The 24,260-nt window shown below is 66.5% G+C and carries 23 protein-coding genes; 17 read left to right on the top strand and 6 right to left on the bottom strand.

The features are described from left to right. Positions 1 to 128 precede the first annotated feature (128 nt). Together ABFP37_RS17275 and ABFP37_RS17270 are read left to right on the top strand one after the other, a co-directional pair. Entirely contained in the window at positions 129 to 272 is a 144-nt protein-coding gene (locus ABFP37_RS17275; protein ID WP_185982358.1) for a hypothetical protein, read from the top strand. Then, positions 244 to 1,071, top strand: a complete 828-nt coding sequence (locus tag ABFP37_RS17270; RefSeq protein ID WP_347034307.1) for an alpha/beta hydrolase — start codon at positions 244 to 246, stop codon at positions 1,069 to 1,071. The genes ABFP37_RS17275 and ABFP37_RS17270 overlap by 29 nt, the downstream gene beginning before the upstream one ends. A gap of 103 nt (positions 1,072 to 1,174) precedes the next feature. Here the strand turns inward: ABFP37_RS17270 and ABFP37_RS17265 are convergent, their stop codons facing one another. Further along, the gene (locus ABFP37_RS17265; RefSeq protein WP_347034306.1) at positions 1,175 to 2,866 is read right to left on the bottom strand and encodes a multicopper oxidase domain-containing protein; all 1,692 of its coding nucleotides are present in this window, start codon (positions 2,864 to 2,866) and stop codon (positions 1,175 to 1,177) included. Between the two features lie 567 nt (positions 2,867 to 3,433). On the opposite strand from ABFP37_RS17265, the gene ABFP37_RS17260 reads away from it, so the two are divergent. The 9 genes from ABFP37_RS17260 to ABFP37_RS17220 all read left to right on the top strand — a co-directional run bounded on the left by ABFP37_RS17260 (position 3,434) and on the right by ABFP37_RS17220 (position 12,837). Further along, complete coding sequence (locus ABFP37_RS17260) at positions 3,434 to 4,528, top strand: ferredoxin reductase (RefSeq protein ID WP_078028691.1); 1,095 nt, start codon at positions 3,434 to 3,436, stop codon at positions 4,526 to 4,528. A 13-nt stretch (positions 4,529 to 4,541) separates the two neighbouring features. Next, positions 4,542 to 5,720, top strand: a complete 1,179-nt coding sequence (locus tag ABFP37_RS17255; RefSeq protein ID WP_078028634.1) for an acyl-CoA desaturase — start codon at positions 4,542 to 4,544, stop codon at positions 5,718 to 5,720. A 104-nt stretch (positions 5,721 to 5,824) separates the two neighbouring features. After that, positions 5,825 to 6,790, top strand: a complete 966-nt coding sequence (locus ABFP37_RS17250) for a carbohydrate kinase (protein ID WP_078028690.1) — start codon at positions 5,825 to 5,827, stop codon at positions 6,788 to 6,790. 9 nt (positions 6,791 to 6,799) lie between these two features. Continuing rightward, positions 6,800 to 7,324 carry a YbhB/YbcL family Raf kinase inhibitor-like protein gene (locus ABFP37_RS17245; RefSeq protein WP_078028633.1) on the top strand — a complete coding sequence of 175 codons (525 nt, stop codon included), beginning with the start codon at positions 6,800 to 6,802 and terminating at the stop codon, positions 7,322 to 7,324. 147 nt (positions 7,325 to 7,471) lie between these two features. Beyond that, positions 7,472 to 8,383, top strand: a complete 912-nt coding sequence (locus ABFP37_RS17240; protein ID WP_347034305.1) for a LysR family transcriptional regulator — start codon at positions 7,472 to 7,474, stop codon at positions 8,381 to 8,383. Positions 8,384 to 8,500: 117 nt separating this feature from the next. Further along, positions 8,501 to 9,598 carry a tartrate dehydrogenase gene (locus ABFP37_RS17235; protein WP_347034304.1) on the top strand — a complete coding sequence of 366 codons (1,098 nt, stop codon included), beginning with the start codon at positions 8,501 to 8,503 and terminating at the stop codon, positions 9,596 to 9,598. 141 nt (positions 9,599 to 9,739) lie between these two features. Further along, a complete protein-coding gene (gene dctA, locus ABFP37_RS17230; RefSeq protein WP_347034303.1) occupies positions 9,740 to 11,212 on the top strand; it encodes a C4-dicarboxylate transporter DctA in 1,473 nt (490 codons plus the stop codon). Between the two features lies 1 nt (position 11,213). Beyond that, positions 11,214 to 12,374 carry a glycerate kinase gene (locus ABFP37_RS17225; protein WP_347034302.1) on the top strand — a complete coding sequence of 387 codons (1,161 nt, stop codon included), beginning with the start codon at positions 11,214 to 11,216 and terminating at the stop codon, positions 12,372 to 12,374. 133 nt (positions 12,375 to 12,507) lie between these two features. After that, entirely contained in the window at positions 12,508 to 12,837 is a 330-nt protein-coding gene (locus ABFP37_RS17220; protein ID WP_347034301.1) for a PepSY domain-containing protein, read from the top strand. A 94-nt stretch (positions 12,838 to 12,931) separates the two neighbouring features. Here the strand turns inward: ABFP37_RS17220 and ABFP37_RS17215 are convergent, their stop codons facing one another. Further along, on the bottom strand, positions 12,932 to 13,384 hold the full coding sequence (locus tag ABFP37_RS17215) for a hypothetical protein (protein WP_347034300.1): 453 nt from the start codon (positions 13,382 to 13,384) through the stop codon (positions 12,932 to 12,934). Between the two features lie 282 nt (positions 13,385 to 13,666). Between ABFP37_RS17215 and ABFP37_RS17210 the strand changes: the two genes are divergently transcribed. Next, entirely contained in the window at positions 13,667 to 14,353 is a 687-nt protein-coding gene (locus ABFP37_RS17210; RefSeq protein ID WP_078028626.1) for a response regulator transcription factor, read from the top strand. A gap of 11 nt (positions 14,354 to 14,364) precedes the next feature. On the opposite strand, the gene ABFP37_RS17205 is transcribed toward ABFP37_RS17210, so the two are convergent. Beyond that, entirely contained in the window at positions 14,365 to 15,858 is a 1,494-nt protein-coding gene (locus tag ABFP37_RS17205; protein WP_347034299.1) for an ATP-binding protein, read from the bottom strand. A gap of 655 nt (positions 15,859 to 16,513) precedes the next feature. Between ABFP37_RS17205 and ABFP37_RS17200 the strand changes: the two genes are divergently transcribed. Then, entirely contained in the window at positions 16,514 to 17,983 is a 1,470-nt protein-coding gene (locus tag ABFP37_RS17200) for a sugar porter family MFS transporter (RefSeq protein WP_347034298.1), read from the top strand. A 138-nt stretch (positions 17,984 to 18,121) separates the two neighbouring features. Then, positions 18,122 to 19,165, top strand: coding sequence for a LacI family DNA-binding transcriptional regulator (locus ABFP37_RS17195; protein ID WP_078028622.1), 1,044 nt, complete (start codon positions 18,122 to 18,124; stop codon positions 19,163 to 19,165). A gap of 190 nt (positions 19,166 to 19,355) precedes the next feature. Here ABFP37_RS17195 and ABFP37_RS17190 read toward each other — a convergent pair whose 3' ends face one another. Further along, positions 19,356 to 19,808 carry a DapH/DapD/GlmU-related protein gene (locus ABFP37_RS17190; protein WP_347034297.1) on the bottom strand — a complete coding sequence of 151 codons (453 nt, stop codon included), beginning with the start codon at positions 19,806 to 19,808 and terminating at the stop codon, positions 19,356 to 19,358. Between the two features lie 198 nt (positions 19,809 to 20,006). Between ABFP37_RS17190 and ABFP37_RS17185 the strand changes: the two genes are divergently transcribed. Beyond that, on the top strand, positions 20,007 to 20,303 hold the full coding sequence (locus tag ABFP37_RS17185) for a hypothetical protein (RefSeq protein ID WP_347034296.1): 297 nt from the start codon (positions 20,007 to 20,009) through the stop codon (positions 20,301 to 20,303). A gap of 64 nt (positions 20,304 to 20,367) precedes the next feature. On the opposite strand, the gene ABFP37_RS17180 is transcribed toward ABFP37_RS17185, so the two are convergent. After that, positions 20,368 to 22,224, bottom strand: a complete 1,857-nt coding sequence (locus ABFP37_RS17180; RefSeq protein ID WP_221937593.1) for a glycoside hydrolase family 15 protein — start codon at positions 22,222 to 22,224, stop codon at positions 20,368 to 20,370. A 120-nt stretch (positions 22,225 to 22,344) separates the two neighbouring features. After that, positions 22,345 to 22,734 carry a hypothetical protein gene (locus tag ABFP37_RS17175; RefSeq protein ID WP_347034295.1) on the bottom strand — a complete coding sequence of 130 codons (390 nt, stop codon included), beginning with the start codon at positions 22,732 to 22,734 and terminating at the stop codon, positions 22,345 to 22,347. Between the two features lie 216 nt (positions 22,735 to 22,950). Between ABFP37_RS17175 and ABFP37_RS17170 the strand changes: the two genes are divergently transcribed. Further along, the gene (locus tag ABFP37_RS17170) at positions 22,951 to 23,697 is read left to right on the top strand and encodes a lytic transglycosylase domain-containing protein (protein WP_078028618.1); all 747 of its coding nucleotides are present in this window, start codon (positions 22,951 to 22,953) and stop codon (positions 23,695 to 23,697) included. A 143-nt stretch (positions 23,698 to 23,840) separates the two neighbouring features. Continuing rightward, complete coding sequence (locus tag ABFP37_RS17165; protein WP_078028617.1) at positions 23,841 to 24,149, top strand: DUF6457 domain-containing protein; 309 nt, start codon at positions 23,841 to 23,843, stop codon at positions 24,147 to 24,149. Positions 24,150 to 24,260 lie beyond the last annotated feature (111 nt).

Here is a 24,260-nt window from a genome sequence, read left to right as displayed (position 1 = left end):
GGGTGCGACGCCGGCGGGGGTGACACCCCCGCCGCCAGCCGCCGTCGTCATTCCTGAAACCTGGCCGCCTGCCCCGTCGCGGCGGTGGCTTCCGCCCGGCGGGACCGGCTCCCCTGTAGGCTCGGCACATGGCTGATGTGCGCCGTCGTGCCCTGCTGTCCAATGGACTGCCGGGCGCTGCGGCAGTGGTGAACCTGGCGGCGCTGGACGCCGTCCTGTTCACCGGGACCCAAGGAGGATGCAGTGAAGCGGCAGAAGTACCAGTACGGTGACCACCCCAGCCAATGGGGGGAGCTCTTTCTGCCGGAACCGCCGCCAGCATCCCAGTCCCGGAGCAAGCACACGGTGACCCGAGGCGTGGTGGTGGTCATCCACGGCGGCTACTGGCGCTCGCAGTACGGCGCGGAACTGGGAGAGCCGCTGGCCAAGGACCTCGCCGCGCACGGGATGGCCGCCTGGAACCTTGAATACCGGCGGGCAGGCAACGGCGGCGGCTGGCCGCACACCTTCGAAGACGTCCTCGCCGGGATCGACAAGCTCCGCGAAATAGCCGAAGAACACGGCCTGGATATTTCCCGTGTGGTGGCGCTGGGACACTCCGCCGGCGGCCACCTCGCCGTCTGGGCAGCCGGCCGGGACCGGCTCGCAGGGCTCGGGGCGCCGGACGCGGACCGGCAGGTCCTGCGCAACCTCAACGGCGAAGCGGTGCACCTGACGGGCGTGGTCAGCCAGTCCGGGCTTCTTAACCTGGCCCAGGCCGACTGGCTCGATCTCAGCAACGGCGCGGTGAGCAACCTCATGGGCGGCTCGTCCGGCAAGTACCCCAAGCGGCACAAGTACGCCGATCCCATGAGCGCCGTCCCGCTCGACGTTCCCGTCTATGCGGTCCACGGCCTTGAGGACAACACCGTACCCATGAGCCAGTCGGAAGCCTATGTGGCGGCCGCCCGGGCCGCAGGGGCGCCGGTGCAGGTGGTCAAGGTTCCGGGTGACCACTTCGCGCTGATCGACCCGAAGGCCTCGTCCTACCGGAAATGCCGCGAGCTGGTGCAGGAGCTGCTGGGGCTCTAGGGGAGGGCGGCTGGCGTGAAACGCCTGCCGGCCGCCCCCGCACCCCTGACGCGCTCCAAGGTTCCCTCTCACGTGGGAGACGGGAGTGGGGCAGTCCCGCTGCTCACGTTCCGGCCGGAAACGCCGGCCGGTAAACCGGTGGGAAAGCGTTCACGGGCAAGGAGTCGCGGATTGGCGGGTCAGAGGTGATGGGGTTGTTGGTCCGCAGGTCGCCCACTGAATACTGCACCATCATGTCGTGGTCCTCGTGCACCAGGTTGTGGCAGTGGATCATGTACCGCCCTCCCTCCCGCGGTCCGACGTCGAACTGCATCAGCGTGGTGATGGACTCGTTCTCACCGGCGTAGAAGACATCCTTGGGCCCGCCCTCCCAAGCGAACGGTTTGCCGCCGTTGGTGTTGCGGGCGATGATTTTGGCGTCGGTCAGGTGGACGTGCACCGGGTGGAACCAGCCCCCGGACTCGTTGATGATGGTCCACTGCTCGACAGCCATTGGTTGGGGGTTGCCGAAGAGCTTGGTGAACCCGGACCTTTCTATGTCGTCCCAAATGACCCCGTTGATAGTCCACTGGCCGTGCTGGCGCATGAACTTGAGCTGCCGCTTCACCACGGCCATCTCCGGGGTCAGTTTCATCGTGGGGATACCGCCCCGGGACGCGGTGGGCGATCCGCCGTCGTCCAGTCGCGCGGGGATCGCGTCGATGGACCCCTTGCCGGAACCGGAGTCGGCCACCACCTGGAACCGCATGATCTTGTTGGTGTTGGCGAAGTCGAGGTTGTTCTTGTTGCTGAGGTTCCGCAGTTCCACGCTCTGGCCTGGCCTGTACTTGCGGAAGTCAATCAGGATTTCGTAGCGCTCCGCGGTGCCCTGCCGCCAGGACGACACGGCCTGCACCACCGGCGTCATACCCCCGTCGGTGCCGACAATGTACACGGGCTCTCCGTTGGACAGGGTGGGGCGGTAGGAGCGTGCAATCGAGGCGTCCAGCACCCGGAAACGATAGATGCGGGGCTTGACCTTCATCGTCGGCCACGGCACGCCGTTGACCATGATCACGTCACCCCACAGCCCCTTTTGGCCGTTGTCGTTGTACGCCAGAGAGCCATCGGCGTTGAACAATGCGTCCGACAGCATCAGCGGCACGTCGAACTCCCCCTGCGGCAGCTGCGCCAGGTCGAACCGCTCCGATAGCGGGTAGAACCCCGCCAGCCCCGAGTACACATTCTGGGCGGTGATGTGGTGCTTGTGGTCGTGGTACCAAAGCGTCCGCGCGGTCTGTCTGTTGGGATAGTGGTAATTCTTGACGTTGCCGGGAACGGTGATGTCGTTGGCATAGCCGTCGTACTGGGGCAGGGACGCCGAGCCGTGCAGGTGTGTGGAGGTGCTGAAGGCGCCTGGCTGGAGAATGCCGAGCGGCGGGAAGGCGTTGCGAATCCGCACTTCGATCCGGGTGCCCTGTCGGGCCCGGATCGTGGGGCCTGGGAAGATGCCATTGTACCCGGCCACCGTGGTCGACAGACCGGGCAGGAACCGGGCCTGGCCGAGTTTCTGGGTGAGTGCGTAGCGTGCAAACGGCCGCTTCCGGTCGCCGCCATCGAAGCCCGTCTGGAAGGGCACCAGCTCCGGGGGCCGGCGGAATAGCGCCTGGAAAGGGATTGGCGTGTTCTTCGGTGCGAGCAGGCTCCCGGTAATGAGCGAAGAGGCCGGCGCCGCCCCACCAACACTCACCGCCACCCCGGTCAACGCTGCCGTGCCCGCCAAACCGAGCCTCAGAACTGCCCTGCGAGAAGACATGATTCCTCCAGATTGTGCGATCAGGTGGTGTTAAATGAAGCAGGCCCGCAGCCGATGGCCGCCGGCCTGCCAATCCCCCCTGAGGTGCAGAAACCTGAGGTACAACAACACCAGTGTTCGCTGGACAACTTCTGAAAACCTTGGAAGCTTGCCGGTATGGACTGCTATCCCACCCGAAATGGGGGCGTTAGTCGCCGAGCAGGCACCACGAGGTCCTGCAGGCAACGACCAGGCCCCGCCACCGGTGAGGCCTGGTCGTAGAGGGGTTGATGCTCGCGTACGCAAGAATGGGAACTCCACCGACCTCTGTTCGTTGCACAGTCATGGGGTAGGTAGTAAGGCCGCTGCCGGCTGAGTCCGGGCGGGGGCGCACCAGCCTTGCCCTCGGAGCTACCCGCTCGCCGTGACCATAAATGATAAGTACACTTACTGTCACAGTTGTTCCCGGTTGCTAGCGGCACCTGCATGGGGGAATGTAGTAGCTGGGGGTTGGGGTAGTTTTGTATATTACGATCACCGGCTTCACTAGGAGAAATATATGGGTGAATCCAACAGGTGGTGGACAACATGATTCGGCTTCGCAAATTGGCGCGCGCCGCGTCCGTTCTGACCACTCCGTTGGCGCCGGAGGATGTTCTTGCGCTTTTTAACCCTGTGTTCTCCGCCCGCCAGCTGCGCGGCGTGGTCACCAAGGTTGTTCCGGAAACTGCGGATTCGGCCACCATTTACTTCCACCCCGGCCGCGGCTGGAAGGCCCACAAGGCCGGCCAGTGGGCGCGGATCGGCGTGGAGCTGGACGGCGTGCGCCACTGGCGCTCGTACTCGCTCAGTGCCCCTGCCGGGCAGGATCCCGCCATCACGGTGAGTGACGTCGGCGCGGTTTCCGGCGTCCTGGTCCGGCAGACCAAGCCCGGGGACATCCTGTTCCTGGCGCCGCCGCAGGGCGACTTCGTCCTGCCGGAACACCCCCGCCCGCTGCTGATGCTCACTGCGGGCAGCGGCATCACGCCGGTCATGTCCATGGTCCGCACCCTGGTGCCGCACCGCCCGGACGCCGACGTCGTGCTCATCCACTCCGCCCGCACGCCGCAGGACAGCATCTTCCACGAGGAACTGTCCGAGCTCGCGGACCAGTTCCCCAACTTCCGCGTCACCCACTGGTACACCGGCGAACGCGGCCGGCTGGACTTCGGATCCAACGCCCAGCTGGAGGAGCTGTGCCCGGACTGGCGCCAGCGCGCCGCCTACGCCTGCGGCCCCGAGGAATTCCTCGACGACGCCGAGGCGCTTTGGTCCAGCGAAGCCGCCGCCCACGAGAAAGCAGCGCCGGGCCCGTTCGCCGCGGACCCCATCAGCCTGATCATCGAACGCTTCAACACCAGCCTGGTGGGCGGGGCGGGGCACGACGGCGGCCTGGTCACCTTTGAGGCGTCCGACCGCGAGGTTGAGGCCGACGGCGGCACGCCGCTGCTCGACGTCGGCGAAGACGCGGGAGTCCTGATGCCCAGCGGCTGCCGCATGGGTATCTGCCACAGCTGCCTGTTACCGCTGCGGGCCGGCCAGGTGCGCGACCTGCGCACCGGCGAAGTCCACGGCGAACCGGGCCAACTAATCCAGACGTGTGTTTCGGCAGCCGCCGGGCCCGTTAACCTCGACATCTGAGGAGCTACACCGTATGACTGCAATATCTGACCGCACAGCCGCGAAATCGACGTCGATCAACGGGACGGCGGCAAAGCACCGCCCCGGTGCGCTGGCCTCCTCCGGCAGCCCTCTGGTGCGTCCTCCGGCTGCGGCGCACCTTACCGATGAGCAGGTTGCCGAGATGGGCCGTGAACTGGACGCCATCCGGGACGACATCCTGGCCAAGCGCGGGGCGTCCGACGCCGCGTACATCCGGCGCGTCATCAAGGTCCAGCGCGGCCTCGAGATTTCCGGCCGCGCCGCGCTGCTGATGGGCCGCAACAAGGCCGCCTGGGTCACGGGCACCACTCTGCTGAGCCTCGCCAAGATTCTCGAAAACATGGAAATCGGGCACAACATCCTGCACGGCCAGTGGGACTGGATGCGGGACCCGGACATCCACTCCACCACCTGGGAATGGGACTTCGTCACGCCGGCACGTTCCTGGCAGCACACGCACAACGACCTGCACCACCGCTGGACCAACGTGGTGGGCCGGGACAACGACGTTGGATACAACCTCCTGCGCATGGATGCCGACCAGCCGTGGAAGCCGCACAACCTGGGCAACCCGCTGTACAACGCCATCCTGGCGCCCATCTTCGAGTGGGGCATCGCCATCTACGACCTCGAGCTAGTGGACTACCAGGAGGGCAAGAAGTCCAAGGAGGCCATGAAGCGTGACCTCAAGGCCCTGGGCCGCAAGGTAGTCACCCAGTTCACCAAGGACTACGCCGCGACTCCGGCCGTCGCCATGCTGACCGGCTCGGGCAAGCAGGCGCTCTACGGCACGTTGACCGCCAATGCCGTCCGCAACGTCTGGGCCCATGCGGTGATCTTCTGTGGCCACTTCCCCGAAGGGGCAGACACGTTCACCGAGGAAATGGTGGAAGGCGAGACCCGCGGCGACTGGTACGTCCGGCAGATGATCGGCTCTGCCAACATCTCCGGCTCCAAGTTCATGCACCTCATGACCGGAAACCTGTCCCACCAGATCGAGCACCACCTCTTCCCCGACCTGCCGTCCAACCGGTACGGCGAGGTTGCCCCGAAGGTGCAGGAAATCTGCAAGCGCTACGGCCTGCCGTACACCACGGGTCCGCTGCTCAAGCAGGTCGGATCGTCCTGGGCCAAGGTCTTCAAGCTCGCGCTGCCGGGAAAGAAGTCCTAGCGAATTACCGCAGCGGGAGCGTGCAGCGGGCCGGAAGGTCCGCTGCACTGTTGCCTGCCCGGATCCACTGAGCGCCGGGCCGCGTTCTCTGGCAGAGTATGTCCATGCTCACAGTTATTGGCGAGGGCCTCGTTGACGTCGTCCAGCGCAGCTCCGGAATCGAAGCCCACGTCGGCGGCAGCCCGCTCAATGTCGCGGTGGGCCTCGCCCGCCTCGGCCACCCCGTGCAATTCATCGGCCGCTATGGCCGCGACGCCTACGGCGAGTCGGTGGCCGCCCACCTGAAGGCCAGTTCGGTCATGCTCCCGCAGGCCCCGGACGGCCTGCCCACCAGCGTGGCCACCGCACTGGTGGACGACGACGGCGCCGCCACCTACACGTTCGACCTCGCCTGGGAGCTTCCCGGCCTCGCCGAACGGCTGCCGTTCATGCTGCAGGGCACCACCCTGCTTCACACCGGCTCTATTGCCACGATGCTGGCGCCGGGCGCCGCTGACGTCCTGGCCGCCGTCGAACATTCCCACCCCTCCGCGACCATCAGCTTTGACCCCAACTGCCGCCCCAGCATCATCACGGATGCGGACTATGCCCGGCGCCAGGCGGAGAAGTTCGTGACTCTTTCGGACGTCGTCAAGGCGTCCGACGAGGACCTCGCCTGGCTCTACCCGGGCGTCGACGTGCTGGACTCGGCGCGGCGCTGGCTGTCGCTGGGCGGCGCCGAAGGCCCAGCCATGGTGGTGGTGACCCGCGGAGCGGCCGGCCCGTGGGGCATCACGGCGGCGGGGGAGACCGAATTCGCCGCGCCCCGGGTGGAAGTGGCGGACACCGTGGGTGCCGGCGACTCCTTCATGGCCGCGCTGCTGTCCGGCGTGGTGGACCGCGGGCTGGCCGGAGCCCAGAACCGGGCCGACCTTCGCGCGCTGCCCGCCGAGGGCCTCGCCGCCCTCCTGGCGCACGCCTCCCGCGCCGCCGCCGTGACAGTGTCCCGCGCCGGTGCCAATCCGCCCACGCGTGCCGAACTCAACCGCGTCGAAGCAGCAGCAGAGGAAGCCGAAGTCACCACCATCTGAAAGGCCGCCATGACATCCGCCAGTCCCTTTCCCAACCTCCCGGACGTACCGTCGTTCGAGCTCACCAGCCGCTCGTTCCAGGACGGTGAGACCCTGCATCCCGCGCAGCGCAGCGGCAGGATGCACGCCGGCGGCGCGGACGAGTCCCCGCAGCTGAGCTGGAGCGGCGCGCCGGCGGGCACCGCAAGCTTCGCCGTCACGGTCTTTGATCCCGACGCCCCCGGCGCCGGGGGGTTCTGGCACTGGGCTGTGCTCAACATCCCGGCCGATGTCACGTCGCTGCCGGAGGGAGCCGGAGCCGAGGCAGGCCCGCAGCTCCCGCCCAGCGCCGTACAGCTGAAGAACGACGCCGGCTTCCACGGATATCTGGGCGCCGCCCCGCCGCCCGGGCACGGCCGGCACCGGTACGTCGTCACCGTCTATGCCCTGGACGTCGGGGAACTGAAGACCGGGACCAAGCCCGCGGGTCTCGGAACCGAGCTCGCCAAGCACCTGCTGGGCACGGCCACGCTGACGGGAATCTACAGCCGCTAAGCCGCTGATCGATTCCACTCCGCTTATCGAGCTTGTCGAGATCGAGATTTCAGCAGGCCCAACCACCGCCGGGCATTCGATAGGCGTAGGCTATCTATGCTTCCGCGGCGACGGGAGCCCGGGATCGGAAGCGGTGACGAAGCTGGCATGGACACACGGAAGCTGAAGTATTTCCTGGCGGTGGTTGACCATGGCGGCTTCAACCGTGCCGCGGAACACCTGCTGATCGCCCAGCCCTCACTGTCCCAGACCATCGCCGGCCTGGAGAACGAGCTGGGCGTGCCGCTCTTCCACCGCATCGGCCGCCGCGTGGTGCTCAGCGAAGCCGGCAAGGAACTCGTCGGACCCGCGCGGCTGGTGATGCGCGATCTCGATGCGGCACAGTCGGCGGTCCAGGCTCTTCGGGGCGTCCGCAGCGGCAGGCTGGACATCATCACCATGCCGTCCCCGGGCATTGAGCCGTTGACGTCCATGATCGCCGGCTTCATCCGGGCCCACCCGTCGGTCCGGCTCAATGTCAGCGCCGCGTTCACCCCGGAAGAGGTGATCGAATCGGTCCGCAGCGGAAGCACCGAGATCGGCCTGGCCGGCTCGTCCAGCGCCATCAAGGTTCCCGGCGTCCAGGTGATCAACCTCGAGCGGCAGCCGCTGATCCTCATCGTCAATCCCCACGCGGACACCTTCGGCCCCGGGGCGGCAATCCAGCGCGAGGACCTTGGCGGGCACCGGCTGATCGCCAGCCAGCGCGGCTCGCTGATGCGTTGGCTGGTGGATGACGCCCTGGCCCACGGCGTTGACACTGAGATCGTGGTCGAGGTGGCCCACCGGACCTCCATCCTGCCGCTGGTGCTTGCCGGTGTGGGCCACGCGGTGATGCCGTCCTCCTGGGCCCCGACTGCCCACAAGGCAGGGCTGCACACACTGCTGATTGAACCGGTATCGCACCTCGATGTGGCCATCCTGAGCAGGAAGGAAGACCTGACGCCTGCGGCCCGGGCATTCCTGGCAATCGCGGAGCTCCACGCCGTCCAGGACGAGACGCACGCCGCGAACCAATAGGCTCAACCTATTTACCGTATCGAATCTTGGTCTTGGACGCCGTTCGGGGTCATGCCCTCTACTTGAAGAGGAAGGGCAGTGTGACGCTGCTAACAGACTCAACGAGGAGGTAGGCACATGAGCGCCACCCAGATATTCACCATCGCTTCAATCCCCGCAGACGGCGTCGGCAAAGAGGTCGTCTCCGCAGGCCGCCGGGTCCTGGACGCCCTCGCCGAGAACTCCAGCGGCAAGTTTTCCTTCGAGTGGACCGAGTTCCCCTGGGGCTGCGGGTACTTCGAAAAGACCGGCCAGATGATGGACCCCAAGGGCCTGGAGACCCTGAAGGACTTCGACGCCATCTACTTCGGCGCCGTCGGCTGGGAAAACGTCCCGGACCACATCAGCCTCTGGGGCCTGCGCCTGAACATCACCCAGAACTTCGACCAGTGGGCCAACATCCGCCCGGTGAAGTTCCTCCCCGGCATCCAGTCGCCGCTCCGCAAGGCCGACCACACCGAGCTCGACTGGGTGGTTGTCCGCGAAAACAGCGAAGGCGAATACGCCGGCCTCGGCGGACGGAACCTCAGCGGCCGCGGCCCGGGCAACGAGGTCGCCCTGCAGACCGCGTTGTTCACCGAGAAGGGCTGCGAACGCATCATGCGCTTCGCCTTCGACCTCGCCCGGACCCGCACGGTGAAGAAGGTCTCCTCCGTGACCAAGTCCAACGCCCAGCAGTACGGCATGGTCCTCTGGGACGAAACCTTCCAGCGCGTGGCCCTGGACTACCCGGACGTGGCAACCGAAAGCGTCCTGGTCGACGCGATGAGCGCGAAGTTCATCCTCAAGCCGGAGGACCTGTCCGTCGTCGTGGCATCGAACCTGAACGCAGACATCCTTTCGGACCTCGGCTCGGCCCTGGCCGGAAGCCTCGGCCTGGCAGCCAGCGCGAACCTAAACCCGGAGCGCCGCTTCCCGTCCATGTTCGAACCGGTCCACGGCTCCGCTCCGGACATCGCCGGCAAGGGCATCAGCAACCCGATCGGTGCGATCGCCAGCACCGCACTGATGCTGGACCACTTCGGCTTGCACAAGGAAGCCCGCCTGGTCGAGGCCGCGATCGAGCAGACCACCGCAGCCGGGTATGTGACCCGCGACGTCGGCGGCGAAGCCAACACCGACGACGTCACCGACGCCATCATCAACGCCCTGAGCCACACCCTGGCCGCCGTCTAACCAGAACACCGGACCAGCCGACAAACCGGCGGTCAGTACAAGCCCGGAGTGGGCGGCGGTGCCGCAAACCGCCGCCGCCCTTTCCGCCACTTTCATTCTTCAAAGCACCCTCCAGCGACATTCCACAACGAGGTAGGAATCATGGATCACATCACCACCGCCGGCACGGCAACGCCGGCACCCAAGACACGCTGGTACAAGCAGCTGTACTTCTGGGTACTGACCGCCATTCTCATCGGCATCCTGGTCGGCTGGCTCGCACCGACAGTCGGCATCGCCATGGAACCCATCGGCACCACCTTCGTCAGCTCGATGAAGATGCTCATCGGCCCGATCGTGTTCCTGACCATCGTCGGCGGCATCGCCAGCGTCGCGGACCTCAAAAAAGTTGGCATGACCGGCCTGAAGGCCCTGACCTACTTCCAGGTCGGCACCATCTTCGCCATGATCTTCGGCCTGGTCGCCATTAACATCTTCCGCCTCGGCGACGGCGTCAACGCGGACGCGGGTTCGATCAAGACCTCAGAGTCTGCCGCGAAGCTTATCGACGCCGGTGCCCACCAGGAATGGTGGCAGTTCCTGACCCACATCATTCCCAACAGCATCGTTGGCCCCTTCGTCGAAGGCGACATCCTCCAGATCATCTTCATCGCCGTCGTCTTTGGCATCGCCCTGAATGCCATGGGCAAGGTCGGCGCGCCCGTCCTGGACGGCGTGCAGCGCCTCACCGGAGTCATGTTCAAGATCCTGAGCTTCATCATGAAGGCCGCCCCCATCGGCGCCTTTGGCGCGATGGCGTTCGCCGTCGGCAAGTACGGCGTCTCCTCACTCACCAGCATGGGCGGGCTGATCGCACTCTTCTACGCCACCTCGATCCTCTTCGTCGTCGTGGTCCTCGGCTCCGTCATGGCGTTCCTGAAGCTGAACATCTTCACGATGATCCGGCACCTCAAAGAGGAATACATGCTCATCCTGGGCACGTCCACTGCCGAACCTGCCCTGCCGGGCCTGATGCGGAAGCTCGAACATGCCGGCGTGAAGAAGGAAACCGTCGGACTCGTCGTCCCCACCGGCTACAGCTTCAACCTCGACGGCGCCGCCATCTACCTCTCCCTTGCCGCCCTCTACATCGCCCAGGCCACCAACACGGACCTGACCATCGGCCAGCAGCTGGGCCTGCTCGCGGTCATGCTGCTCACCTCCAAGGGCGCAGCGGGCGTCGCCGGCGGCGGCTTCATCGCCCTGACCGCCACGCTCACCACCATCGGGACCATCCCGGCCGCCGGCATCATGCTCATCTTCGGCATCGACAAGTTCATGTCCGAGTGCCGGGCCCTGGTGAACTTCACGGGCAACGCCGTCGCCACGCTGTTCATCGCCTGGTGGGACCGGACCCTGGACGCGGACCGCGCCCGCCGCGTCTTCGCCGGCGAGACGGTTGAGCCGATGCCCAGCGAGGACCCGATCCACCTCGACGAGGTCACGGACATCGACGACGACCTGGCCGAATACGGCCACCACGCCCCCAAGGAAATCAGCCCAAAACACGACGGGGGCGCCGATGAAGCCGGACACTCCCGCCGCCGCGCTCCGGCCTACTCGGAAACCGTCTGACATGCACAGCACCACCGCCCCGAAAACCGTGCGGACCCTCATCGCACCCGACAAGTTCAAAGGCAGCCTCACCGCCGGCGAAGTTGCGGCCGCCCTGGCCGCGGGGCTCCGCTCCGCAGCCGGTGCCGCCGGCACAGCCGGAGCGGTCCATTGCGAACTGCTTCCGCTGGCGGACGGAGGTGACGGCAGCGTCGATGCCGCCGTCGCCTCCGGCTTCACCCGGCGAAGCTACACGGTCGCCGGCCCCACGAGCCAGCACGTCCAGGCGGACATCGCGTTCGACGGCGAGACCGCCGTCGTCGAGGTCGCCAACACCTGCGGCCTCGGGCTCCTCCCGGACGGAAAGCTGGAACCGCTCAGCGCATCCAGCCGCGGCTTCGGCGAAGCCATCCTGTTCGCCCTCAGCCTGAAGCCGGCCAGGATCGTCATGGCCCTGGGCGGCAGCGCCAGCACCGACGGCGGCATGGGAATGCTCGCAGCCCTGGGCTACAGCTTCCGCGACGCCGACGGCCGGCAGCTCTACGGCAGCGGCAGGGCCCTCGCGCAGATCCACTCCGTCCACCGGACCGGACTCCCCGAACTGGCGGACACGGAACTCATCGTCGCCAGCGACGTCCACAACCCGCTGCTCGGCGGCCAGGGGGCACCGGCGGTCTTCGGCCCGCAAAAAGGCGCCGAGCCGAAGGACATCGCAGCCCTCGACCAGGGCCTGGAGCACCTCGTCGCCAAGATGGCGGAGGCAGGGTTCGCCGACGCAACGGCGCTGGCGGGGCACGACGGCGCCGGAAGCGCCGGGGGAATCGGCTACGCCTGCCTGCTCCTCGGCGCCAAACAGGTCTCCGGCGCGGACTACTTCCTGGACCTGCTCGGCTTCAACGCCCGCAAGGACAGCTGCGACGTGGTCATCACCGGCGAAGGCAGCATCGACGAACAGACGCTGTCCGGCAAGCTGCCGGCCGCCGTCGCCCGCCGGTCTGGCTCCCGCCCGATCATCGCCGTCGCCGGCCGTTCCCTGTTGCCCCGGGAGCGGTGGTCCGAAATGTCGCTGACGAGGGTGTACACCCTGGCCGAATACACCGACCAGGACTCGTCCAAGGACCCCGAACTCTCCGCCGCTCTGCTCCAACGGATCGGCAAAGACATCGGAACAAGCCTCCTGTAGCGGGACAGCCCACCCGCCGCAAGAAACCAGATTCGCCCGCCCGGGGGTAGCCCGGGCGGGCGTTTCCTGTGGGGCGTTGTGCCGGTCCAAAATCGGTAGGACACTGGGGAAGACGATGTGAAAGGAGACTGTTGTGCGCAAGAGAACAGCATGGATCATCGGAGCAGCAGTGGCTGCGGCAGCCCTGGGAGGCGCAACGGTTGCGGCGGCGGCCGGAAGCCTGGTGGTTGACGACTTGACCTCCAACGGAGGTTCCCAGAGCACCCTGAGCCAGGCCGATCGCGACAAAGCTGTCGAGGCCGCGCTTGCCAAGGTGGGGCCGGGGACGGTGACCGATGTTGAGGACGGCGGGGACCCGGGCTCTGCCTACGAAGTTGAGATCCGGCTGAACAGCGGCCCGGAAGTCGAAGTGAACCTCGGCCCGGACTTCCAGGTCCTGAACCAGGGCGCCGAGGACGACTGACCGCCGCCCGTCCGCTGATGGAGCCCGCCCGCTGATCGAGCCTGTCGAGATCGAGCCTGTCGAGATCGAGGTTCCGACAGGCGGAACACTCCCGCTAGCGCCGGCGCGCTGCCGTCAGGCCGGCGTCACTCCGACCGGCGCGCTTGGGGGTCTTCCAGTCCGGCAGAACGCTCAGGCCGTCATCGATGATGCGGGTAAGCGATCCCGCTGCAGCGTCCCGGCGGCGGCGGCGCAGCCATGCTGCGAGGTTGCGTTCCGAGGCGTCGGGCGCGTTGGTTGCGGGGTACCGGCCCGTTTGCCGCACCATTCCGACGAGCTCGTTCATACGTTCGACGCTTCGCCGGGTTGCCCTGGCGGCGTCTCCGTTGGCGGCGGCAAAGTGCTCCTCACGAAGCGCCGGATCGGCGGTCCGTGCCGCCGTCAGGTGGTAACCCACGGTCGATATGGGCGCCCCGGTCTGATCCGAGATTTGGCCGCGGCTGAGGCCGCGCCGATACATCCGTACCCACTCCGGGTTGGGAACAAGATCCCATCGTATGTTTGCCACTGACTTTCACTTCCTCGGTCGGTTCTTCCGCTTGTCTTGAGGCGAGAAAGGGTTAGGGCGGCCTGTTCGTGCTCATCCACCGCCGGAAGCCCAGCGCGCGATAAATTACGGCCGCGGGTCTGGAGGTGGCGTACATGGTGGCATTCTTTCCTGTAGCGGATCACGAAGGTCTCATGCACAGGATGGTGCACCGGTCATGAGAGCAAGCTGAGAAGCCCGTGCCGTAGGGACAGACCGGCCCTCCGTCAGGGATACTTCGAGAATGAATGGGCGGGGGCAGGCGTGAGAATTCTGGTTGTCGAGGATGAAAAGCAGCTGGCCGATACGGTCCGCCGCGGGCTGGCCAACGAAGGATTCGTGGTGGACGTCGTTCATGACGGCATCAGCGGGGTCTGGGCTGCGACGGAGAAGCCCTACGACGTGATTCTGCTCGATCTGATGCTGCCGCTGCAGAATGGCTATGACGTACTGAAAGAAATCCGGGGCCGCAAAATCTGGACGCCCGTTCTGGTGCTGACGGCCAAGGACGGCGAGTACGACCAGACGGATGCCTTCGACCTCGGAGCCGATGACTACCTGACGAAGCCGTTCAGCTTCCTCGTCCTGGTCGCCAGGATAAGGGCGCTGGTGCGCCGCGGAGCGCCGGAGCGGCCCGTCGTCCTGGAGCTGGGATCTTTGAGCCTTGACACGGCAAGCCGCCAGGTGCGCCGGGGGGAGGCCGCGATTGCCTTGACCGCCAAGGAGTACGCTCTGCTGCACTTCCTGATGCGGCGGCCTGGCCAGGTGATTTCAAAGGGCGAGATCCTGGACAACGTGTGGGATGCCGCCTTTGACGGCGGAGATAACGTCGTCGAGGTCTACGTTGGATATCTCCGCCGGAAAATCGACGTCCCGTTCGGCGTGCAGAGCCTGATGACGGTGCGGGGGATGGGCTACCTGCTCACCGCCGACAAGGCCCCGGTGGGATAGCGCGGCGCTAGCTAGCGCGGGACTTTCTTCCCCGGGATTCTCGTCCCGGCGATTTTCATCCCGGCCCCGGCCCCGGCCCCGGTTCCTGCCCCGGCCTCGTCGGCAGGCGCGGCGTGCGGGAAGACCATTTCAAAGCGGCAGCCCCCTCCTGGCGCTTCCGTTGTCCTGATCGACCCGTCGTGGGCTGCCATCACGGCGGCGGCGATGGCAAGGCCCAGACCACTGCCGCCCTGTTCACGGGACCGGCTCTCATCAAGCCGGACAAACCTCTCGAAGATCCGCTCCCGGTCCGGGGCCGGCACAGACGGCCCGTCGTCATCGATGGTCATGATGGCTTGGCTCTCGCCGTTGCGAATCTCGATGGTCACCACGGACTTGGCATGCCGGTCGGCATTGTCAAGGACGTTACGGACCACCTGGGCCAGCCTGCGCGCATCGCCGGTAATCCGGGCCGGTTCGAGGTGCGCCACAATCCGGTGCCGGCTTGTGGAACGCAGGCGGACCACCTCGTCGTTGAGGATGTCGTCCAAATCCACGTCGGACTTCTCCAGGCGCAGTCCTCCGTCGTTGGCCTTGGCAAGCGTGAGCAGATCTTCAACGAGGTACCGCATCCGTGCGGTCTCGCCGGCAAGGACCGACTTCATCTCCTCCCACGTGCGTCCGGAGGGGTCGGCGGCGGCAATTTCCACCCCGGCGCTGAGGGTGGCGAGGGGGCTGCGCAGTTCATGGCTGGCGTCCGAGACGAAGCGCCGCTGTTCCAGATCGGCTGCCTCAATCCGGTCCAGCATCGAGTTCATCGTCTGCGCCAGGGCCTGTATCTCGTCGGCCGTGGGCGGCACCTCCACCCGTCCGTCCAGGCGGCGGGCGCTGATCATGGCGACTTGGCCGCGGATTCTCTCCACCTGGCGCAGGGACCTGCCTACCAGCATCCAGACGGCGATCCCTACCAGCGCCAACAGCAGCGGAATGGCGCCGAGCACGAACCACGACACAGTGGCGACGGTGTTGGCCTCGACCTGGACTGTGGCTGCCACCACCACCGTATAGAGGGCGCCCTTGTCACGGACGCCGGTCGCCACAACCAGGAACTCGTCGTCGTTTCCGAGGCTGGGCAGTTCCGGCACGCCCTGGATGAGCATTTGCCCGGCACTTGGGCGCGAAGCGGTCAGGGGAGTTGCTGCCGCGGCAGGCACCGAGGAGGCGAGAACCGCCCCCTTCGGATCCAGGATCTGGACATACTGCCCGGTGTCCGCGCCAGACTCAATGAAGTGGCGTCCTTCATGCAGGCCCTGGCCGGAGATTTGGGCGGCGACCTCCGCGGCTTCGGCCCGGGCGGCGACCTCCGCGGCGGAGACGAGCGACGTCCGGAGCAGTATCAGCAGCGTCAGGCCGCCGATGAGGAGCGCCACGGCCACGACGAAGACAGCCGTGGCCGTTGCGCGTTTTCGCACACCCCAGAGCTTCCGGGGCAGGCCACGGCCGGCAAGCGTCCGGACAGCATCCATGCTCCAAGGATGCAACCGTCACCGGCCATATACAAAGTCCGGGCCCAGGTTTCTCAGCCTGTCCACAACAACTCTCAGTATTGGCTCAGCAGCGGCCACTGCGTCTCGCTGTTGTACCTCACGCGACGTCAGGAATTGGCGTCGCACGCATGACACAAGCAACGGGCTCGGGATGTCAGTGGAGCATCGGGGAGTTCGCCACGGCGGATGGTGTCACGCTCCGGTGGGCCGCACTGGTGGAGGAAGGCCAGGCGCACGTGAAGGCCGGCAGCTGCAGGGCCCGGGGTTTGGGCGGAGGGGGGCCCGGCGCCGCCGTATGGGGTACGGCGCCGGAGTTTAGGCAGCCTGCACCGCACGCGCGAAGCGTCCGCGTGCGGGGCTGGGAGCGCCTCGTGGCGGCGAGCTTCATGGGCCGCGCAGTACGGGCGGTGACCAGCCTCGCTGAGGCGGGAGGTCAGTGTGCCGGGGGACTGCGTGTGGTTGCCGCGCATGATGTCTCCTTCCGGTGGTGCGCATACTTTGAGCGTATGTCAGAACAAACTGTTGACCCAGCGATTAGAGCGCTCTAATCTGGTGGGAACTGAACTGCACCACTCGTAGCATTCCCCGCCCGAAGGCCGTGGCAGTCCGGCCGAACGATCCAAGGATGTCAACAATGTCGTTGCACGCAGCACACCGGCCCGCATCGGGCTCCAAACACGGCGGGTATCTCACCCGCCTGACCATCATCTCCACGCTTGGCGGACTCCTGTTCGGCTACGACACCGGAGTCATCTCCGGTGCGCTGCTGTACATGCAGGACTCGTTGAACGTGAACGCCGTCGAGCAGGCGACGGTGGTCAGTGCCCTGCTGTTCCCCGGCGCCGCCGCGGGTGCACTGACCGGAGGCCGGCTCGCTGACGCACTCGGCCGCCGCGGCACGCTCCTTGTCTGCGCACTGCTGTTCCTCCTGGGCGCCCTGGGCTGCGCCATCGCCCCCAATGTCGCCTTCATGGTGTCCTCCCGCGTGATCCTCGGCCTCGGTGTGGGCGCGGCGGCGGTAACCTGCCCCCTGTATCTGGCGGAAATGGCGCCGGCAAACCTGCGGGGCCGCATGGTCACCATCAACGAGCTGATGATCGTCACCGGTCAGATGCTCGCCTTCGCCATCAACGCTCTTCTCGACACCCTCATCCATGACACGTCCGTGTGGCGCCTGATGCTCGGCGTGGCGTCGATCCCCGCGATTGCGCTTCTGATCGGCATGCTGATGCTGCCGGAATCGCCGCGCTGGTTCGCGCTCCGGGACCGATTCGCGGATAGCCGGCGGATCCTGGACCTGAGCCGGGACCGGGACGAAGCAGAGGCTGAGTACAAGGAGATCGTCGAGTCCGCCACGACGGCCCGCAACGAGCGCTCGCATGCCTGGCGCGACCTGAAGAACAACCCGTGGATGCGCCGGCTGCTGTGGATCGGCATCGGACTCGCGGTCGTCCAGCAGGCGACCGGGATCAACACGGTGAACTACTACGCGCCCAGCATCCTTGAACGCAGCGGGCTCGGTGTGAGCGCGTCGCTGGTGGCAACCATTGCCGTGGGCGTGACATCGGTGGTCATGACCATCGTGGGCATCTGGCTCCTGGGCTTCGTCGGGCGCCGCCGCATGCTCATCATCGGATTCTCCGGTGTTGTCGGATCCCAGGCGCTTCTCGCCGTCGTCTTCATGCTTCCGCAGTCCAACGCCGTCAGTTACACGATCCTGGCCGCCATGATGCTCTTCGTGGCCTTCGTGCAGTGCTTCATCGGGACCTGCGTCTGGCTGCTGCTTTCGGAGATCTTCCCGATGGCCATCCGGGGATTCGCCATGGGGATCGCGGTCTTTGCCCTGTGGACCGTCAACGCGGCGATCTCCTTCCTGTTCCCGATCCTCGTGGTCGCCTTGGGATCGACGGGAACCTTCGCCGTGTTTGTGCTGGTCAATGTTCTGTCCCTGGTCTTCGTTGCCAAGTTCGTGCCGGAGACGAGCGGGCAGTCCCTGGAAGAACTGGAGGTGCATTTCCGCACCGGCGCTTTGCCCATCATCGTTCCCCCGACGGCGACGGCGACGGCGACGGCGGCCGGCGAGTCCGCGGCGACGCGGCGGTGACGTCCGGCGTCGGTGCAGTTGCCCTGCACCGGCCGTAAGCGGCTCTTCCAGTCGAGGCTGCCGGGGGCGGCGGGTGCCCGCCGCCCCCGCGCGGTACGCTGGCCGGAAAGAGGCGGGCAATTGTCGGGGAATGAAGTGATGCAAAGGGGAACGGGCAAGCGCGCCACCATTGAGGACGTTGCGCAGGAAGCCGGCGTCTCGCGCGCACTCGTTTCCCTGGTGCTGCGGGGTTCGCCCAAGGTCAGCGAGCAAAAGCGAACAGCCGTCGCCGAGGCAATGGCCGCCCTGGACTACAGGCCGAGCAACGCAGCGCGCTCGCTGGCCAGCGGACGCACGGGCATTGTGGGAGTGCTGCTCGATGACCTGGCGAATCCCTGGTTCGTGGAGTTGCTCGATGGGCTCAGGAGCGTGTTCCTGGAGAAAGACCTGCGGATGGTCCTCGGCGACCCCCGCTACCTCGCCCGCCCGGGAGAAAGCCCGGTGTCCCCGTTCATGGATCTGCGTGTGGACGGACTCGTCATCGCCGGAGACATCGCGCCCGACGACGACCTGACACGGGCATCCATGCACACACCGACGGTCGTAGCCGGCATCCGCGGCTTCGACCTGCCAGCGGCAGACCTTGTCGCCAACGACGACGTCGCCGGCGCGCGCATCGCCGTCGAACACCTGATAGACCTCGGCCACCGCGATATCGCCCATCTTGCCGCACCCACCAGGTCCGGTGCCCTGCGGGCCGGCTCGTATCGGGACACCATGTCCCGCAACGGCCTCCAAGACTACGTCCGGGTGGAGCAGACGGACATGACTGAAAGGTCCGGCTTTGAGGCCATGAGCCGGCTTCTCGACGGCGGGCGGCAGCCCACCGCCGTCTTTGCCGCCAACGATGTCCTCGCCGTCGGAGGGCTCTCTGCCGCCGCCGAGCGCTCCGTCAGCATTCCCGCGCAGCTCTCACTCGTCGGGTACGACAACACCTACCTGGGTCAGATCCGGCACCTTTCGCTGACCACCGTGGACCCCGTCAGCCGCGACGTCGGCATACATTCCGCGGATCTGCTCCTGCAGCGCATGGCCGACCCCCTCCGGCCCCAAAGCTTTGAAGTGCTTCCCCCTCAACTCGTGGTCCGGAGCAGCACGGCTGCCGTCACCCGGGATTCCGGGCGGCCCGCGGAATCAGGGTAGGGCCGCGCCATAATAAAGGGAGCGGCAGGGGTCATCCCGACGGTGCGGGCCGGAAACGGCAGAGAACAACCTGGGTCAGTGCGCTGGCCGTGTTGGGCGCATGGCTCCCGGAGTCATACCAGTGATCCAGGTGGCCCGCACTTCTGCCGGGTTGCGGCCCGGGCTGCCGGCTGACCGGAACGGCGCATCCCTACGCCGCGCTCCGCTTCGGCCGTTTGTGGCCGGGCAAGGCGGCTGCCGAAGGCTGTGGAGACGGCCTGTTGACGACTGAGATGACGGCGCCTTCGGGCACGGTGCTGTCGGCGTGCAGTCGGACGCCGTCCCCTATTTGAGCGCGGGCCCCGATGCGCGAGTGGCTTCCGATGCGGACGCTGTTGCCGAGGACTGCACCCGCGCCCACGTAGACGGCGTCCCCGATGACGGCGCGGTCACCGATGTGCGCCCTCCGGTTGATCCAGCTGCCGGCGCCGATGCGGCATCCGGAACCGACCTGGGCGCCCGCTTCCACATACGTGCCGGCCCCGATGACTGACGCCTCGCCCACCTTCACGCCCCGGCCGATGAGACCGCCGCCGTTGGCATGGCGTCGGTACGTGGCGACATTCCCGCCGTCGTCCTCCACGGATTCTATGGAGTTACTCATTCCTTCCTGTTCCTTGGCCTGCCCGCGCTTCCGGAGGGGCAGGTACCCAAATTACGTCCATGGAAGTAACGTTCGGGCAGGGCCATGCATTCCGGCGCTGACTGGCAGATCAGCGCCGGCCGGTTCACGGCACTGGGCCGTGTTTTGGAAGCATGAGCACGCAGACCCAACGGCTTTCCCCGGTGGGGGAGCGACGGTATGCAGATCAGCGTCCGCTTCTTAGCCGATTGGATGCCCTTTACTGCAAGTGGTTTCCCCGGGCGGGATTTCGTGTCCCTGAATGCAGGTCGTCGACGGCGGCGGCGGACCTTCGTGGGCGATGAAGAAGAGGCTGCTCTTGCCGTGGCTGATGGCGTCGTTCTCGCGCTGAAGCCAGGAAGAATGGTGAATGCCGGTCTTCGACTTATCGTCATGTCCAGGCATGGGGTGCTTGAATGGATTCCTGACCACGGTGACCGCGACCTTTCCACGCTACCGTCGCTGCGACTGCAGTGATCCGCCGGTGCAATGAGTATAGAACTCGAGCGCGTCAGCGGATACCAATTGCCGGACCCGATTCCTAGGACTGGGGCCGACTATTGGCGGCTCGACGCTCGGCCTTCAGAAGCCGCAGCCCGCTGGCCAGCACGCCGACGTGGCTGAAAGCCTGGGGGAAATTTCCGAGGAATTCGCCGGTATCCGGATGGATCTGTTCCGGCAGCAATCCCAGCGGGTTTGCACGGCTGCAGAGGGATTCGTAGAGCTCGTGTGCCTTCTCAACCTGGCCCTGGCCGGCCAGATTGTCCACCAACCAGAAGCTGCAGAGCAGGAACGCGCCCTCATTGCCGGGAAGCCCGTCCGGAGAAACCTCAGGCAGATAGCGGAACAGGAGGCCGTTTCCGGCATCGAGTTCGGCGGCGATGGCTTTGGTAGTGGACACCATCCGCGGATCATCGAAATCAATCACATTTCGAACGGGAAGCGAGAGCAAGGACGCGTCCAGCCCGCCGCTCCCGCCCAGGTGCTCAGTAAGCGTGCGCCTCTTGGCATCCCAGGACTGGTTCAGGGCAGCCTGCCGGATTTCCCGGGCGGTTGCCTCCCAGCGGCGCTTTGGGTACGGAAGCCCGTCCCTGCGCGCGATCTGGATGGCGCGGTCGATGGCGACGTAGCACAGCGCCGCCGAGTAGGTGAAGGGGCGGCCCGTGCCACGGATTTCCCACGGACCGGAGTCCGGGACGCGCCACTTCCTGATAGCCATTTCAACAATCGGCGTCAGCGCAGCCCAGAGCCGGTTGTCCACACGCTTGCCGCTCCCCGACCACTGGTAGGCGATGTCGATGATCTCGCCATACACATCGTGCTGGAGCTGGTAGCGGGCGCCGTTTCCCCACCGGACCGGCGCCGATCCGCGGTATCCCCGCAACTGCGGGTCCTGTACTTCGTCGGGTGGCTGGGATCCGTCCAGGGCATACATCACGTGCGGCACACCGTCGCGTTCAACGTTGGTCAGAACCCAGGCGAGGAACACGTCCGCATCGCTCGGGTCGCCAATGCGCCTGAGAACATAGTTGGAGAATGAGGCGTCACGGACCCAGGTGTACCGGTAGTCCCAGTTGCGCGGCGTGCCGGGCCATTCCGGCAGGGACGACGTCGCGGCTGCCAGAATGGCGCCGGTCTCGGCATGGTCCAGCATTTTGAGCGTGAGGGCGGAGCGCTTCATTAGCTCCGCCTGGGAACCTTCGCAGTCCAGGCCGGAGGCCCAGCGGCGCCAGGCATACACGGTCTGGTCGATCAGCTTCTTGGATTCCGGATGCTGACGCAGCCGGAACCGGCCTGCCCAGTGCAGGACCATGGTCAGGGATTCTCCCGCGCGAAGCGTGAAGGCCGCGGACAGTCCGTGCCCGTCAGGAAGGAGTTCGACGGAAGACCACAGATAGACTTCCTGCATTCCGTCCTGGCGCCAGTCGAATCTCCAGCCAGTGGCCAGCGCGTTGAACGTGACACCGGCCTTGGGGATCAGGCGGATGCGGATCGGGACGTCCCCGCCCACTGCCCTCGCGTGCCGTAGCAGTTCGGAGCGGCCGGCCGGGACCGGCTCCGACAGGTCGGCACCGGAGCGCAGGGTCAGGGCGTCAGTCAGTTGGAGCGTGCCGCGGTCGGACATGAGTGACGTGACCAGCACGCACGAATCCTCGGTGTAGCGCTGGAAGGATGCCAGCGTTCGAACCGGGGCGATTTCAAAGCGGCCGCCGTACTCCATATCGAGAATCCCGGCCAGGAAGGGAGGGCTGTCGAATTCTGGCAGGCAGAGCCACGTGATGGCCCCGTCACGCCCCACCAGCGCGCAGGTGGATCCGTCGCCGATAAGCCCGTGGTCCTCGATCGGGAGATACCCGTCCCGGCTAACCACCGCCCGCGCATGCGCAGCAGTCATCATGACTGCACACTCCTTTGGGTCCTGTTCAGTCTCCTATAAGGATTCTCTCGCCGCCGCGCAGTTTACGCCACGTCCTTTCATTGCCGTCGGCTAGGCCGGCGTCGCCACCGGTAGGACTACCTAGAGAGCGGCCCGGGCTTCGTCGGCGTTCAGAAGTTTCCCGCCCAGCCCGCCGTTCTGGTGAAGGTCGCCGCGCATCAGCTCGAGCCGGCCGGCCGCGTCGATTCCGCCGTCTTCGACCGGATCAAAACCGGAGGCGATGATGAGCCGTTCCACCGTCTCGGCCGCGTCGTCGTCGTCGGTCGCATAGAACAGAACCGCGCGCCCGGATGGCCGGTTGGCCGCCGAACCCAGGGCCTCTGCTCCCAGCGTGCCGAAGGCCTTCACGAAGTGCGCTCCGGCGGGGAGCAGGGCCGCCAGGACCGAGGCAGCTGATCGGTCGGCCGGCAGCGTGTTGGTATAGCCGCCGTGCCCGTCGGGGCCTATTGGGTTGGACGGGTCGATCACCACTTTGCCGGCCAGCGACTGCGACAGTTGGGAAATGAGTTATCCAGGTCCGGGACGGCGCGCTTCCGTAGTGCCCGATGGGCCTCCCGGCAGGGAAACTCCGTGCAATGGTGTAGGTTGCATTCCGGTCAGACAACAACCCCCGGAAAGAGAATCACCCACGTGGCAACCGATTACGACGACGCCCGGACCGGGATGCCCGCGGGTTGGTTCGGCTAGATGCTCCGCCTGAAACGCCTTGCGGTCCTCGCCCTTTTCGCGTTCTGCGTCATCACCGGTCTCACGTTCTGGGCGCTCCACGTCTCCGGTACGGAGGCCAGCGGGGCCAATCCGCCGCCCCAATCGGAGGCGAAACTTGGGGTGCTCTCAGCCAACAGCGCCGTCAACGTCACCCACGGCAAGTTTGACGCCCAATGGCTCGTCCGGACGGCGGCGCGGACCGAGATACCGGTCCGCGCCCTTCGTGCCTACGCGGCTGCGGCCGGGGTGGCGAACGCCGAGGCACCGGCGTGCAGGATCGGCTGGAACACGGTGGCGGCCATCGGCTTCATCGAATCCGCCCACGGAACTCACGGCGGCGGAAGCCTGAATGCCGCCGGGCAGGCGAGCCGGCCCATCGTCGGCCCAAGCCTCGACGGCGACGGCTTCGCCGCCATCCCGGACACGGACGACGGCGCCCTGGACGGCGACGCCCGCTGGGACCACGCCGTGGGACCAATGCAGTTCATTCCCACCACCTGGCAGCTGGCCGGGCGGGACGGAAACGGGGACGGCGAAGCCGACCCCCTTAGCATCGACGATGCCGCCCTGAGTGCCGCCTCGTACCTCTGCGCCGGCAGCCGCGACCTCACCACCGCGCAGGGCTGGACCGACGCCATCTACTCCTACAACCAGTCTGATTCCTACGTGAGCCACGTGCGCGACCAGGCCATCGCCTACGCCGCGCAGGCAGGCCCGGCCGAATAAATCCACACGGCTGGTTCCCTCACCGGGTAGCCCGCACTGCTTTGCGTTGTGCTCAGCCGCTCCCGGTGCAAGGGTGGAGACCGACACTGCTTTCGCGGGCCTCTTTGCCGGCGGAAGGCACTTCAACTGATGGAGGAGTAGCCATGACCGAGTCGAATGATGACCAGCGGGAGTTGAGTCATTGGAGCAGGAGCCTGGCCCAGGCGCTGCAGATCCTGGACCTGGAAGTCGAAGATCAGGCGATCCTGGACCTGGCGGCGAAATCGGCTGAGGCGGTCAACCCGTCGGCCGGTCCGGTCAGTGCTTTCCTGGTCGGTTTCGCGGCCGGTCAGGGCGCCAAGAACGGCAAGACCGGCGTGGAGGCCTCCGTGAACTCGGCCATTGACGTTGCCGAACGACTGCTGGAAAACGAGCATTGGGGACGGGGCGGCTGGTCCGGAACGGCCCAGTAAGCGGCGGAGCCCCGGCGCGGGGGCCCCGCCCGGCGGGCCCCGGGGGGCGGCCGGGGGCGGCCCCCCCCCCCCCGCGCGGGGGGGCCGCCCCCCCAGGGACCCCCCCGGGGG

Origin of the sequence: Burkholderia sp. RS01, assembly GCF_039748055.1 — a bacterium.
Taxonomy (GTDB): Bacteria; Actinomycetota; Actinomycetes; order Actinomycetales; family Micrococcaceae; genus Arthrobacter.
The sequence above is the reverse complement of the archived record's forward strand: the minus strand, read 5'-3'. Positions and strand labels throughout refer to the sequence as shown.

Coding starts and splice junctions, on each gene's coding strand:
- ABFP37_RS17275 (WP_185982358.1), top strand. CDS start 129: ATGGCTGATGTGCGCCGTCGTGCCCTGCTGTCCAATGGACTGCCGGGC.
- ABFP37_RS17265 (WP_347034306.1), bottom strand. CDS start 2,866: ATGTCTTCTCGCAGGGCAGTTCTGAGGCTCGGTTTGGCGGGCACGGCA.
- ABFP37_RS17260 (WP_078028691.1), top strand. CDS start 3,434: ATGATTCGGCTTCGCAAATTGGCGCGCGCCGCGTCCGTTCTGACCACT.
- ABFP37_RS17255 (WP_078028634.1), top strand. CDS start 4,542: ATGACTGCAATATCTGACCGCACAGCCGCGAAATCGACGTCGATCAAC.
- ABFP37_RS17250 (WP_078028690.1), top strand. CDS start 5,825: ATGCTCACAGTTATTGGCGAGGGCCTCGTTGACGTCGTCCAGCGCAGC.
- ABFP37_RS17245 (WP_078028633.1), top strand. CDS start 6,800: ATGACATCCGCCAGTCCCTTTCCCAACCTCCCGGACGTACCGTCGTTC.
- ABFP37_RS17240 (WP_347034305.1), top strand. CDS start 7,472: ATGGACACACGGAAGCTGAAGTATTTCCTGGCGGTGGTTGACCATGGC.
- ABFP37_RS17235 (WP_347034304.1), top strand. CDS start 8,501: ATGAGCGCCACCCAGATATTCACCATCGCTTCAATCCCCGCAGACGGC.
- dctA (WP_347034303.1), top strand. CDS start 9,740: ATGGATCACATCACCACCGCCGGCACGGCAACGCCGGCACCCAAGACA.
- ABFP37_RS17225 (WP_347034302.1), top strand. CDS start 11,214: ATGCACAGCACCACCGCCCCGAAAACCGTGCGGACCCTCATCGCACCC.
- ABFP37_RS17205 (WP_347034299.1), bottom strand. CDS start 15,858: ATGGATGCTGTCCGGACGCTTGCCGGCCGTGGCCTGCCCCGGAAGCTC.
- ABFP37_RS17200 (WP_347034298.1), top strand. CDS start 16,514: ATGTCGTTGCACGCAGCACACCGGCCCGCATCGGGCTCCAAACACGGC.
- ABFP37_RS17195 (WP_078028622.1), top strand. CDS start 18,122: ATGCAAAGGGGAACGGGCAAGCGCGCCACCATTGAGGACGTTGCGCAG.
- ABFP37_RS17190 (WP_347034297.1), bottom strand. CDS start 19,808: ATGAGTAACTCCATAGAATCCGTGGAGGACGACGGCGGGAATGTCGCC.
- ABFP37_RS17185 (WP_347034296.1), top strand. CDS start 20,007: ATGCAGATCAGCGTCCGCTTCTTAGCCGATTGGATGCCCTTTACTGCA.
- ABFP37_RS17180 (WP_221937593.1), bottom strand. CDS start 22,224: ATGATGACTGCTGCGCATGCGCGGGCGGTGGTTAGCCGGGACGGGTAT.
- ABFP37_RS17170 (WP_078028618.1), top strand. CDS start 22,951: ATGCTCCGCCTGAAACGCCTTGCGGTCCTCGCCCTTTTCGCGTTCTGC.
- ABFP37_RS17165 (WP_078028617.1), top strand. CDS start 23,841: ATGACCGAGTCGAATGATGACCAGCGGGAGTTGAGTCATTGGAGCAGG.